The 13,836-nt window shown below is 36.3% G+C and carries 10 protein-coding genes; 4 read left to right on the top strand and 6 right to left on the bottom strand.

The genetic code is table 11. The features are described 5' to 3' along the window. Positions 1–53 precede the first annotated feature (53 nt). Positions 54–1,673 carry an amidohydrolase gene (locus tag AC6I0I_RS02605; RefSeq protein ID WP_161832809.1) on the bottom strand — a complete coding sequence of 540 codons (1,620 nt, stop codon included), beginning with the start codon at positions 1,671–1,673 and terminating at the stop codon, positions 54–56. A 744-nt stretch (positions 1,674–2,417) separates the two neighbouring features. On the opposite strand from AC6I0I_RS02605, the gene AC6I0I_RS02600 reads away from it, so the two are divergent. Together AC6I0I_RS02600 and AC6I0I_RS02595 are read left to right on the top strand one after the other, a co-directional pair. Beyond that, positions 2,418–3,446, top strand: a complete 1,029-nt coding sequence (locus AC6I0I_RS02600) for a YeiH family protein (protein ID WP_161832810.1) — start codon at positions 2,418–2,420, stop codon at positions 3,444–3,446. Between the two features lie 222 nt (positions 3,447–3,668). Continuing rightward, positions 3,669–4,958 carry a conjugated bile salt MFS transporter gene (locus AC6I0I_RS02595; RefSeq protein ID WP_161832811.1) on the top strand — a complete coding sequence of 430 codons (1,290 nt, stop codon included), beginning with the start codon at positions 3,669–3,671 and terminating at the stop codon, positions 4,956–4,958. A 35-nt stretch (positions 4,959–4,993) separates the two neighbouring features. Here the strand turns inward: AC6I0I_RS02595 and tpiA are convergent, their stop codons facing one another. The 3 genes from tpiA to AC6I0I_RS02580 all read right to left on the bottom strand — a co-directional run bounded on the left by tpiA (position 4,994) and on the right by AC6I0I_RS02580 (position 8,910). After that, positions 4,994–5,743 (bottom strand): triose-phosphate isomerase, encoded by a 750-nt coding sequence (gene tpiA, locus AC6I0I_RS02590; RefSeq protein ID WP_161832812.1) that lies wholly within the window; start codon positions 5,741–5,743, stop codon positions 4,994–4,996. Positions 5,744–5,763: 20 nt separating this feature from the next. Continuing rightward, the gene (locus tag AC6I0I_RS02585; protein ID WP_161832813.1) at positions 5,764–6,867 is read right to left on the bottom strand and encodes an MraY family glycosyltransferase; all 1,104 of its coding nucleotides are present in this window, start codon (positions 6,865–6,867) and stop codon (positions 5,764–5,766) included. 132 nt (positions 6,868–6,999) lie between these two features. Beyond that, on the bottom strand, positions 7,000–8,910 hold the full coding sequence (locus AC6I0I_RS02580; protein ID WP_161832814.1) for a response regulator: 1,911 nt from the start codon (positions 8,908–8,910) through the stop codon (positions 7,000–7,002). A 407-nt stretch (positions 8,911–9,317) separates the two neighbouring features. Between AC6I0I_RS02580 and AC6I0I_RS02575 the strand changes: the two genes are divergently transcribed. Further along, positions 9,318–10,010 carry a hypothetical protein gene (locus AC6I0I_RS02575; protein WP_161832815.1) on the top strand — a complete coding sequence of 231 codons (693 nt, stop codon included), beginning with the start codon at positions 9,318–9,320 and terminating at the stop codon, positions 10,008–10,010. A 560-nt stretch (positions 10,011–10,570) separates the two neighbouring features. On the opposite strand, the gene AC6I0I_RS02570 is transcribed toward AC6I0I_RS02575, so the two are convergent. After that, positions 10,571–11,539, bottom strand: coding sequence for an alpha/beta hydrolase (locus tag AC6I0I_RS02570; protein ID WP_161832122.1), 969 nt, complete (start codon positions 11,537–11,539; stop codon positions 10,571–10,573). A gap of 228 nt (positions 11,540–11,767) precedes the next feature. Between AC6I0I_RS02570 and AC6I0I_RS02565 the strand changes: the two genes are divergently transcribed. After that, positions 11,768–12,772 (top strand): helix-turn-helix transcriptional regulator, encoded by a 1,005-nt coding sequence (locus AC6I0I_RS02565; RefSeq protein WP_161832121.1) that lies wholly within the window; start codon positions 11,768–11,770, stop codon positions 12,770–12,772. Positions 12,773–12,784: 12 nt separating this feature from the next. Here AC6I0I_RS02565 and AC6I0I_RS02560 read toward each other — a convergent pair whose 3' ends face one another. Next, on the bottom strand, positions 12,785–13,828 hold the full coding sequence (locus tag AC6I0I_RS02560; RefSeq protein WP_262953671.1) for an MFS transporter: 1,044 nt from the start codon (positions 13,826–13,828) through the stop codon (positions 12,785–12,787). Positions 13,829–13,836 lie beyond the last annotated feature (8 nt).

The raw sequence follows: 13,836 nt of genomic DNA, 5'->3' as shown, positions 1-13,836 counted from the left end.
ACTAAACGAAACAAAACGAGGTGAAAATAAGTAATCACCTCGTTACACAATAATTATTTTTTATAGATTGTGTTACCCTCTTTAATCGTTTCTAACACATTAATTTCTTTGATTTTTGATGACTCTACTTCTAATGGATTACGATCTAAGATGACAAAGTCAGCTAATTTTCCTTCTTCAATCGATCCCTTTGTCTCTTCCTCAAAATATTGGTAGGCAGCGTTTAAGGTTAAAGCTTTAATGGCTTCCATCACCGTTAAGCGTTGATCTTCTCCTAGGATACGACCACTCTGTGTTTGTCTATTAACCGCATTATGAATCGCTAAGATTTGATTTGGCATTTTAACAGGGGAGTCTTGATGTAAAGTAAAGTTCATATTTCTTCTTAAAGCCGATTTCGCTGGACTTAATCGATTAGCTCGCTCCGGACCGAAGACAGAATCATAATGATAATCTCCCCAGAACCAGATATGATCTAAGAAAAACGTTGGTATAATTCCTAATTCCTTCATCGCATCCAACTGATCTTCACGAACAGTTTGCGCATGAACCATAACAGGTCTTAAATCCGTTTGACTTCCCGTTTCTTCTAACGCTTTTTTATAACATCTAATAAATTGATCTGCCGCCGCGTCCCCATTACAGTGAACGTTAACTTGAATATTATTTTCAATTAATGATTTAAAATAATCAGTAACCTCTTTATCTTCTTGTGTTCCATAACCACAATAGTCTTTTGATTCTCCTTCAGGAACTTCATAATACGGTTTAGTTAACCACGCTGTTTTACCTTGTGGCGATCCATCTAACCATGTTTTACCGCCTAATAATTTATAATGGTTAACATACTCTCTTTTTGGTGTTCCCTCATTTTTCAATAATTTTAATGTCACGTGCTGAACTGCTTGTCCGACAACATCCATTATTAACTCATTTTTTTGAGCTGCTAAACTTAATAATTGATGAAGATTTTCATCAACCCCGGCATCTTGAGCAGTCGTTAATCCATACGAAGAATAGATTTCTTGTGCTTTTTTAATACATTTTAATAACGTCTCAATCGATGGGGCAGGAATAATTTTTCTTTTTTCAGGGGCTAAGCACGCATTTTCTTCTAAGACTCCATTCGGCTCATTTGATCCTTCGACTGTTCGAACAACCCCACCTTCAGGTACCTCATAGTCTGTTCCAACATACCCCAATGCTTCAAGCGCTTTGGAATTCGTTGTAGAAATATGACCTGAAGCATGACTAACGAAGATTGGAACCTCAGTTGTAACCGTATCTAAATCAAATTTAGTAGGGTGCTCCTCATTTTCAAACTTCGTATTATCATAACCGAATCCAATCACCCATTCACCAGCTTTAGGGGAATTATTTTTGACGTATTCTTTTAACATTGAAATAAATTCTTCCTTAGAATTTGCTTCGCTTAAATTAACAATCATTAACGTTTGAGCGACTGCCGTGATATGACTATGCGAATCAATAAATCCAGGCAACATCGTTTTTCCTTCTAAATCAACAAGCTCTGTCTCACTATCCTTTAACTCAAACACTTCGTCTTTAGAACCTACTTTTATAATTTTTCCATTTTCAATTAAAACGGCCTCTACAGTCGGCTGATTTTCATTCACCGTGATAATAGTTCCGTTAAAATACAATTTTCTCATTTATTTCACTCCTCGTACTGTTTATAAATAAGTCATTCACTAAGTAAAATGATTTGAACAGATAGTTTTCTCAATCATTCCTATATCAAATGAAAATATAGAATAGAAAACAAATACTTAATGACACATTTATCTATAAAGTGTCTAATAATATAATCACAAAAACCGACAAAAATATTCAAGAAGAACATTTTTTATCGTCTAAAAAATACTCATCGTCTCTTCATTGTTTATCAAGGATATAAAAATAAGTAACTTATTGGCCTACCCTCTCAATCCTATCTATGATTTCTCTATTCGTAAAAAATTAGAGATTTTATTAAAAAATTCTCATAGAAAAAAAGATAAAAATCAATACTATAATAGATTTTATTTTAAAAAATAATGATCAGGCATCCATGTTTGATTCATGAGTTTTTTTATAGATTAAGTGTGATTAATCTGATTCTTATACATTTAAATGAATCCAATAATTAGACAACTTTATGAGATGTTTCTAATGAGTCAGATAATGGCTTTCTAAAGTCATATCCTCTTCATCATCATTTTCTCAAAAATTTAACATTTTTATTATAAAATTTTTTCTCAGATTTGTTAAATACATAAATGATATAGTTCTTATAAGGAAATACCTATAAGACAGTATGTATAATTAATTCTTATATTTTTCATAAAAATTTTGTATTTAACAATTAATAAATAGGTAGTTACAATTATACTGGATTAAACGAAAGGAGTCTCTTTATGAAAAAAAACAAATCAAAATTTATCCAAAATATAATTGACATTATTCCCGGATTTTTAGTTTCCCTCATCGTTGCGCTCATTAGTATGTTTATTGCTACATTCATTCCAAAGTTAGGAGCCGCATCAATCGCTATCTTCCTCGGAATGTTTGTGGGAAATGTATTCCTGAATCAAAAAGTATTTCAAAAGGGATATAAGTTTTCTGAAACAGATTTACTCTCTTATTCAATCGTATTATTAGGAGCAACCTTAAGTATTTCTACCATTTCTGAAATTGGATTTTCAGGTGTTCTATTTATCGTTCTTCAAATGGCGATTACTGTTATAGGTGCTTTATTTATTGGAAAAAAACTAGGGTTTTCAGATAATTTTAGATATATGATGGCCAGTGGAAACGCCGTATGCGGTTCATCAGCCATTGCAGCAACAGCTCCTGTCATCGGAGCCAATGATAAAGAAAAAGGAATTTCCATTACAATTGTCAATGTAACTGGGATTGTTCTTATGTTCTTACTTCCTTTAATTTCCCAAATTTTATATAATAACGAAACAACTCAAACATCTGCAATGATTGGAGGAATCTTACAATCTGTAGGTCAAGTCGTTGCAAGTGGAGCAATGGTCAATGAGCACGTTAAAGATTTATCTACAATTTTCAAAATTGTTCGTATCATCTTTTTAGTCGTTGTCGTATTTGGACTTGGACATTTAAAACATAAGTCAAATAAAGAGATTCTCGAAGAAGAAGTCGAAGAAATTGAAAAAGGGAAAATAAAAATTCCTTGGTATGTTATTGGTTTCTTCATTACATGTGCTTTATTCTCTGCTCACATTATTAGCGATGATATCTCAGTTATGTGTAAGGAAATAAGTAATAAATTTGAAATTATCGCTTTAGCAGCAATTGGTCTTCGTGTTAATGTAAAAGATTTAATTAAACAAGGAAAAGCCGTCTCATTATATGGTTTATTTATCGGATTAATCCAAATATTAACTGCCATCCTTTTAATTGCCGTCTTATTATAAAATATAATTTTCTACGATATGAAAATACTAAGTCATATAGAAAGGTGAGATTGATCTTCTCTATCGATAAAACGAAAAATTCACGTACCAGTCAATCACTATTGTTATTTGATTCATGTGAAAAACAAACGAATAATAAGGTCGTCATTAATTTTCCCCCTAACAAATTTAATGACGACCTAACTAACCTTTCTAAATCTATAAAGAAAGAATGTACGATTTATGAGAAAAAAAACATTTTTCTATGGCTGGATTATCGTTTTAGCGTGTCTTTTAATCCAAGCCGTTCCTTATTCCCTCGTAGCTAATATTTTACCTACGTTTACGAATTTCGTTATCTCTGGAGAAGGGTTTACTTATACCGAATTTGCGTTTTTATTTACACTCGGAACTTTCGTCTCAGCACTCTGCTCCCCCTTTATCGGTAAACTCTACTCACGCCCTAATCCTAATATTAAACGACTTTATACAGTAGGTTGCCTTCTTGTTGGGATTGGATTTGCTGCTATGTCCCTAGCTGGAAAAAATATTATTGTCTACTACGCACTCTCTATCCTCCTTCAAATTGGGGTTTCCATCGTCTCCGCCATTGGGGTCCCAATGCTAATTAATAGTTGGTTCGTCGAAAATAAAGGAACCGCCATGGGAATTGCATTTTGCGGGGGAGGACTTGGAAACATGATTCTCCAGCAGTTAGCAAGTAAATGGCTTTCTAATCCAAGCATCGGTTATAAGGGCGCCTTCCTACGATTTGGGTTCATGGCACTCATCATTTCGTTGCCAATCGCCCTATTTGTTATGCGGCTCCCTCGCTCTAAGAAGGAACTGCAACACACGCCACTTATTCATCCTAAAAAACAGCTCATACACGACGCTAACTGGGGATACTCCTTCAGTGACGTTCAAAAAATAAAATCATTTTGGGTATTCGCTCTTTCCTTTACCTTTATCGGCCTATACGTTGGAGGGATGTCCATTGAATTTATTCCTTACCTTCAAACATTAGAAAAAACAGGTGCCTTCACGCTAGGATCAGCCCTAGTTGCCTCGTTATTTGGATTTTTCTCCATCTTCGGTAATTTATCTGGAGGTTACCTATTTGATAAACTAGGGATTAAAAAATCGCTAATACTGGCAGGAATCCTTGTTGTCACGTGTGGCCTTTCATTAATTTTTGTTCCAACCTTTAATTTTCTTGGAATTATATTTTCCATTTGTTTAGGAATTTCTATGTTTTCATATATCATCGGCCCATCCTATATGACAGGTGCTTTATTCGGTAACCGAGAGTTTGGTACCATCCTGAGCGTGGTTCAAATATTTTTCGCGATTGGATTTGGTCTAGGATCTACCCTTTTCGGAATAGTTGTCGATAAACATGGATTCCCAGTCGCTTGGATTTCAACGATTATTTATGCTATTATCGCCTACAGCGGATTACTCTATTCCACTACGGCTATCATAAAATTAAATAAAGAGGCAAATGTCATCGAAACAAAAAAAATATCATAAAAAAAGGATTCCAACGAAAGGTTGGAATCCCTTTTTTATTGATAATTAACTAAAGCTAAAAATGATTGTGGATCTAATGAGGCACCACCAACGAGCGCTCCATCAATATGTTCTTGTGCCATTAACTCTTTAATATTGTTAGGGTTAACAGAACCACCATATTGGATACGAACCGCTTCAGAAACTTCTGATCCAAATAAACGTTCAATCACTGAACGGATATAACCAATCGTTTCATTAGCCTGTTCTGCCGTTGCTGTACGCCCCGTTCCAATCGCCCAAATAGGTTCATAAGCAATAACAACTTGTTTAGCTTGCTCTTTTGTTAAACCTTCTAATGCTTTAACCGTTTGTGCCTCTACAATTTGATTTGTTTGCCCTGCTTCACGATCTTCTAATGATTCCCCTACACAAATAATTGGAATTAAACCATTTGAAAAAGAAACATGTACTTTTTTATTAATTGCCTCATCTGTTTCATTAAACATTTCACGTCGCTCACTATGTCCCAATACAACATAAGAAACACCAATTGAACTTAACATCTGTGGCGCGATTTCACCCGTATAAGCACCTTCTGATTCGAAATGCATATTTTGTGCCCCAATACGTAAAGAAGCGCCCTGACGCTTAACTAAACATCTTAAATATGGAAATGGTGCACAAATCACAGATTCTACTGTATCTGCTGAAGCTACACGATCTTTGACCGCGTAAATAAATTGCAACGATTCATCTCGTGTTTTATTCATTTTCCAGTTTCCTGCAATAATTGGTTTTCTCATTACTTTACACTCATCCTCTCTTACTTCTCAGACGCTTCCCCTACTGAAACATCCTCTTTTTGTTCCTTAACCGGAACTTGTTTCTCCTTTGTTTTTTTCAACCTAAAGAGCCCCGTCGTATTAAAGATTAACTCGATTAAAACCATCGAGATAACCAATAGAACTAGTCCGTAAAACTTAGACACCATGGTATATAAAATCGCTGTAAATGAAAACAAAGCAGCAATTCCATATAAAACGAGTACACTTTTCACATGCCCAAGATTTCGATCTAGTAATTGGTGATGGACGTGACCACGATCGGGTTCAAAAGGAGACTGCCCATTTAGTATACGACGAATAATAGCCCAAATCGTATCGAAGATTGGAACCGATAGCATAATAATTGGGATAATAAACGACACAAAGGCTGCATTTTTGTAACCTAATAGCGATAAAACCGAAACCGAAAATCCTAAAAATAACGATCCGGTATCTCCCATAAAGATTTTTGCTGGATGAAAGTTATGAACTAAAAATCCCAGCGTCGATCCGAATAGTAAGCAGGCCATCATCGCAACAAATAATTCCCCCTGATATCCAGCAAGAATCGCCATTGTTCCAAATGAAATCGCTGATATCCCCGAAGACAGTCCGTCTAACCCGTCAATTAAATTAATTGAATTCGTAATCCCGACAATCCAAATAACAGTAATAATTCCCCCGAACCAGCCTAAATCAATCACAGGTAAAAACGGTAAATAAATTTTATCAATCATAAAATTCCCGTAAAAAACCATGATTAACGCTGCTACTAATTGAGCCAACGCCTTTGGTTTAGCTGGTAATTCGAACATATCGTCTAACATTCCCGTCACAACAATTAAAAAGGAAGCGATAAAATAGGCATCTATAAAGGCAATCTCATCTTGATCGATGGCGTACCCTTTTACCCTAAAGATCATATAGCCTACTAAAAAGGCGATATAAATGGCAAGACCACCCATTCGTGGCATCACCCGACTATGAACCTTCCGTTTATTAGGTTGGTCCACAGCATCTGTAAAATACGCTAACTTCATCACATACGGTGTAATAAAGCATGCGATAAGAAAGCATAAACTAATTGCTAATAAGTAAATCATGATGGCACCTCACGGTTAAAATTTGATGTTATTATATCACATGACATTTATGAACAAAAGATGAACACTATTATTTTCTATTTTTACGAGTTATTTCTACCTTTTTTCTACATCAAATCGTCATTTTTAATATTATTTTCGGCATTCTAAACGAGCAAGCTCATCCATGACCTCGATAAATTCTTCCATGAAAATACTTAAAATTTCCTCGTAGGCCCCATCCTCTTTCAGTTCCATTTCTAATTCACGACTATATTCGTACAGTTCATCTGCTCCTATTTGACCCGCTAATCCTTTAATCGTATGGACCATACGAATAGCCTCTTCTCGATTAGAATCAATGAGCTGAGGTAACTGTTCAGTCACCATATAGAAATGCTTTCTAAAATTGTGCGCGATGCGTAAATATAATCTCGTATTTCCTGCGACTCGCTCAAGGGCATAAGAAATATTTAACATCGTAGACATCTCAATCAACTGTTCAGGTTTTACTGGTTTAACATCTGTCGATTTAGCTTGTAAAACGCGGTAAACTCCATTTGAAAGTGTATAGTGATCAACAGGTTTAGGAACGTATCCATCCACCCCATGCCTTAAAATGAAATCAAGCTCTTGACGCTGGCTAACACCTGTTAATAAAATCACTTTCGCCTCACTATTAATTAACTTAATGGCTTTAAAGGCCTCCGTTCCACTCATTCCTGGCATAATCACATCTAATAAAATACAATCATAGGTATTTTCGGCCTTGGCGTAATGTTTAAGCGCCTGTTTTGGGTTTGAAAAAGCCGTCACACTATAACCGAATCCTTCAAGGAGCGCCGCCGTAATTTCTAAATTTGATGGTTCATCATCAATTAATAAAATCTTTCCAGCTCCATGTAACACCGATTCTTCAGTCACTAACTCCTCGATTCCGTGGTTAATCGGTAAATATAACGTAAATGTTGTCCCCTTACCGACCACGGAATCCACTTCAAGGGCCCCATTATGATTACGTAACGTTTCAACAACACTCGCTAATCCCATTCCGGTTCCTTTACCGACATCCTTTGTCGTAAAGAACGGTTTAAAGATTTTAGGGAGTAAGCTTTCTTCAATCCCAGAACCTGTGTCCGAAACTTTTAAAATGGCATAATGATTCGGCGTAATCGTCGTATTTAACAAATTGCCCGGTATCTCTTCCAACTGATCATGGGTTAAAGATAAACGAATTTCTCCCTGTCCAGCAATTGCATCACGCGCGTTAATACATAAGTTTAAAATAGCATTGTTTAATTGTGATTCATCACCGAGAACATAATAATCTTCCGGCTCTACATTTAATTCGATACGAATTCGACGGTCAATCGTATGCTTTAACATATTCACTGTATCTTTCACAATTTGAACCAAATCAAGATTCATACGTTTATTTTCAGGCTTATGCGAAAAGTTAAGCAGCTGACGCGTTAATTCCGTTGAATGACGCACCGAGCGCTCAATCCCATCCATATAACGCAATAACGTTTCATCCGTTGTCATCGTCTTCATCAAAGCCACATAACCCAAAATTCCATTTAACTGGTTATTAAAATCGTGACTCACCCCGCTCGTTAACTGCCCAAGCGCCTGTAATTTTTGAAGTTGGCCATCGATTAAATCGTGTTTTTTCTTGGCAGAAGAATCGATTAATAATCCGCGGACAATCACCGAACCCTCTGATTGAATAATCTTTTCGCACTTAATCGTCAACGTCTCCCACGGTTTATGTTTATGACGAATCATCACATCTTGCGTTAACTCCACACTCGGATCCAATAAGAAATTTTCAACAATTTCATTAATCGATTCATTATTATATAAACTTTGACTCTCTTTCGAATCTTCATCAAAATCTAACAATTGCTCAACGACTTCACTCACATACCAAATTTGTTCACTCACGCGGTATTCAAAAAAGCCGCAAGCTAAATGAAGTAACTGTAAATACCAATTTGTTGCCCCTACTTCTAACTCTAATTCAGAACTAAATGTTAATTTATTTATCTCTACAACTCTCATATCTTTTATTCTGTTAAAAAACAGGTACCCCACTTTCTCTAAAGTAACTAATAAAAGTTTCCCCTAATTTAGGAAACCATATACTACAATTATCCTAATTACCTTATTTTACCACACTCTATTCTATTATAGGTCTTTTAATAACAACATTCAATCTCTTCTGTATAAATGCGACATAAAATAACAAAGTTGTCTATTTTTATCCCCAACTTTCCCCCCTTGACATATACTAGATTAGATAGTGACTAACCTCACATCGTTTAAAACTATCTCACAGTTTTAGATGGGCTCGAAAGACACTTATCCTTTTAAAAACAACACGCCTTCACTTATCCGATGACTTGCCTGCCATTGAAGCCCCCTGTCTTTTAAGACACCGTGACATGACTCATCAAAAGGAGATTGTTATGAAAAACAAACAACAAACTAAAAATAGGACCACTCCCTCTCCTAAACAAAAGGCGCCTCCACAACAACTCACCCACCAATTTATTGAACTTTTATCTGAGAAAATCGATGAAGTTCAGACTATCATTAAGGATACGCCTATTCATTTAACAGAACCAGAGGAGACGGATTCGGACTTTTTAGATGATTTTGATCCGACTGACATGCGATTTCAAACACCAGATGCAGAAACTTTAACCGGTTCAAGTAGTCGTATAGTCATTCAAAATGATGCTGCCTCAAATAGCGGACAAAGTGCGGCGGCCATTGCCCGACGAACTTCCTTTCAATATGCTCCTAAAGAAACGAAATCCTATAATTATGGTTTTACGAACAATGAATTTTTCGCTTTTATCGGATCACTTGATCCCGTTGAATATATTTTGGTCATTACTGTTATTGCTATTATTGTTGGCGTTGAATTTAACGTCTTTGAACTCCAAATTTTAGGGGGAGCACTCGTTGATATCGGGGTTACACTCGGGAATATGGTTGAACAACAACTCTTCCAACAAGCGAGAAAAAGTGAAATTTTCAATCGCGAACGTAATGAGGCCGAACAAAATGACTTTGATACACTCTATGACGATATCGATGCCTTACAGGCACAAATTAACGAACTTAAACGTCAGTTAAATAATCAACCATCTTAAAAAGGACACTCATTTATAAAATGGTGTCCTTTTAATCGCTTATATCTTCCTCATCGTCATAAAGATGAATTAATCTTCTAGTTGATAACCAAAAATAACAACTTGAACCACAACTTCTAAAACTTCTAAAATTGCTTTCATGCATAGCCTCCCTAAAACATAAATAATCGTCATCTACGGTGGTGCTCCATCCCTTTGCTCAATTTCAATGAGATAGAAATAGAACGTTTTCTACCTTTCACTCAACAACGTCGCTCGATGACCTTCCGTTTTATCCATCAGACCTTCATTGACATCGACGTTTTACTTCTTAAATTTTTTCCGGCTTTAAATCACGGATGTTCCTCAAATAGATTCAACCCATTTATTTAAAACTTCCTCCCATCTTGACCGTTGTCATCACGCCGTTCAACTAGCTAGCATCGAAAAATAGTCTCAACTGACGCAGACATCTTCATTCTAGTTCGCCTTCTGTAACGGTCACCCTTATGTTATAGAAAAAAAATCAAACTTTATTCAAATCATTTTTAAAAAAATAAAAAAAGGCGCAACGCCTTTTTTTATTCATTCGTATTTTTTACATGAGTATCAATAAATTGATAGATATGTTGGAAGTATTCTGACTCCATCTTACTATCTGCCTCACAGTGTCCGAGTCCTTCAATATACCACAACTCTTTATTCTCATGCGGAATAGCATCGTAAATATATTGACTACTTTCTGGGGGCGTCACTTTATCTTCCGTCCCATGGATCAATAGAACAGGAACCGTAATATTTTTTACAGCATTCACAGGTTGGATATCGTCATACGTTAAATCTTCTTTTGCCTTTAACACGACATTTCCGGCCCATTTCGCAAAGCCAACAGGTAAAAGCGGAATATCCTCGGCAATAATTCCAAGCTCAACGGCACTTTCCATCGTATGGTAAGGGGCATCTAAAATATAAAAATCAACATTTTTGCTCTCTTCATTTAATTCAGTTTGCATCGTTGACGTGGCAGCCCCCATTGAAAATCCATGAACGCCGATGGTCCCATCTTGATACAGTGAGCGCGTGTAATCCGCAACCGCCTCTAAGTCAAAACGCTCATATAATCCAAACGTATAATTATCACCACCCGTTAATCCGGTATTTCGTTGATGATAAACGACCACATTATAGCCATTTTCTAAATAGTTGAACGCGACGTTCAACACTTCATGATAGTTACTCCCAATTCCATGAACAACAATCATCGCGTCAGATGTCTCCTGATTAGATTTGATATGAAGCGTTTCTACGTCATAATCATTGACTTCACTTTTGACAAAAACCGTCTCATGCTGATAACGATTAAGCGTGTCTAAAACCTTATCCTCACGCTCGGCATAAAAAGTTGGCATATCTTCCGCCTTTACGGATGGCTTTTTACCGACCGTTCCATCATAAACCATCCCACCAATAATCCAAGTCGCCGCACCTACAACGGTCGCCGCTGCCGTTGCCGCAATCCCAGATCCAATAATGACATTTTTCTTTTTCATAACTTCACCTCACAAAAAAGTACTTTCCTCTATTATAACAATATTTATTTTGTATTTCAAACTTTTAACCTAAATTCCTTTTCTAATCTTTAAAGGCCACTATTTCGTTGATGAAACGAAAGAATTCGTCGCTTGCTCCAACAAAAAAATGTCATTAAAACTCGATTTTTGTTTCTTAACATTATATAATAAATCCAACAAATTGAAGAACGAATACGAGGATATAACATGAATTTTAACGTACAAAATGCGGAACAATTCCGTCATACACTCCTACAACAACTGAATTTTATAAAAAAAAATGAACGTTACTGTTCACTCTATCACCATCCAAACACGAAAGACCAAGGACATCTTTTCATTTATGAACGTCCTGGATACTATTATTTCGCTATCGCGGATTATACGATTCCCCACGCCTTTTCCATTCACTTTAATAACCCCCAACGCCTGATGAGATTTGGAACCGTCTATAAAGGAACGACCCAATTTCAATTAGAAAATAAACCGGTCTCCTCCTTCACACCGTCCTCTTTCTTCGTCGTCGAAAAAAACTTAATTGGGACACAAACATGGCAACAAGGGCAACATTTTCATGGCGCTGAAATTACGATTTACGAAGCTTATTTTAATGAAGTCATCGCTCCCCTATTACAAACAACCATTAGCTTCGACTCTTTTATTGAAAACTACACGTATCATTACCTGCCGCTGGAGGTGATGAACGTGATTCAACACATGCAGACCCTTTCGCAAAAAAACAAACTTGATCCTCTAAGACTAGAAAGTTCCATTCTCGAATGTATTTCGCTTATTTTCACAAATATTGAACATTCCCCTGAAAATACGTTTACCCATCAAATTGATTATGGGAAAGTAAAAGTCGGGAATCGCTATCTTAAATTAACAGTTACCGATATAAAGAGTATCCAACGAGCACATGATTTACTGATTGAAAACTTTGCCACCCCTCCTACGATTGAAAAACTAAGCGAACTTGTTATGCTTCATCCCCAAAAATTAAAGGCCGGGTTTCAACACTATTACCACATGACCATTGGAGAATTTATTACGACTCATCGCCTCTCCATTGCAACCAACCTTCTTTGCACCACGGAGATGAGTATTGCTGATATCGCCAAGCACGTCGGCTACCCTTATCCGAGTAACTTTATTAAAACCTTTAAAAAAGCCTTTAACTGTACGCCTCTCCAATACAAAAATAAACAATAAATCCCAGTCCATTTAAATAGACTGGGATTTTTCATCTTCTTTAATTAATCGAACATTCCATCTGACCAGTAAGGTCACTAAAAAAACAAAGAACGCGGCCATAAGGATTAACAAATAAAGTTTTTGAGATAAAACCTCTAAAAGACCACCAAATAATATTTGTCCAAGTGGAATACACAACGTCGCAAACGCCGAACCAAAGGCTAAAATTTTTCCGAGGATTGCTCCATCAACAGCCTGATATAAATAAGCCGCGCTTAGCACGTTGGCAATTCCAAGCACCCCCATAATAATCATTCCACAAACGGTGAAAAGCACAACACTTGTCGCTGCATCAATAAAGCCGAAATGAAAAAGGTAAACAACTCCACCCATTAGCATCATCGAAACAGAGGTCAAATATAGAAGTTGATAAACTCGTTTAATATGAAAATGGTTTGGCCTATAAGTAATGATGAATCCTCCGACAATCATTCCAAGAGCAATCATCCCTTCAGCCCATCCATAAACCTCAGACGATAAAGCAAACGTCACCTTAATCAAGTAAGGGGTTGCCACACTAAAGACCGGAACTAAAAATAAGTTATAAAATCCAGAAAATAAGAGCATGCGACAGACAATTAAATTCTCATGTCTCAAATAATGATAACTTTCCTTCATATCGGTCATAAACGCCGCTTTAAATGATTGTTGTCCCTCCCGGCGTTGATGCGGAATTTCCAAAAATAACTCTAAGAGCGCAGAGAATAAAAAGCTAACTAAATTAATGATGACAACACCCGTAATCCCAAAAAAGCCGTATAAAAGACCTGCCAAAATAGGACCTAAAAATTGGCTTAACGAAGCGACTTGCTGAATAATGGCATTGGCTCTTACTAAATGGTCTCGGCTGACAATCAGTGGAACACACGTATTAACAACCGGTTGATAAATCGTAGAAATCGTTGACAACAAAACCATGACTGTTGCAATCACTAAAACATGGTCTTGGCCGTTAAAAACAATCCATACATAAACAAGCAATAATAAAGCACTTAAACTATCAAGCCCTATCATTAACCGTT

This window comes from Turicibacter sp. St.80E1 (assembly GCF_059728495.1).
The sequence above is the reverse complement of the archived record's forward strand: the minus strand, read 5'-3'. Positions and strand labels throughout refer to the sequence as shown.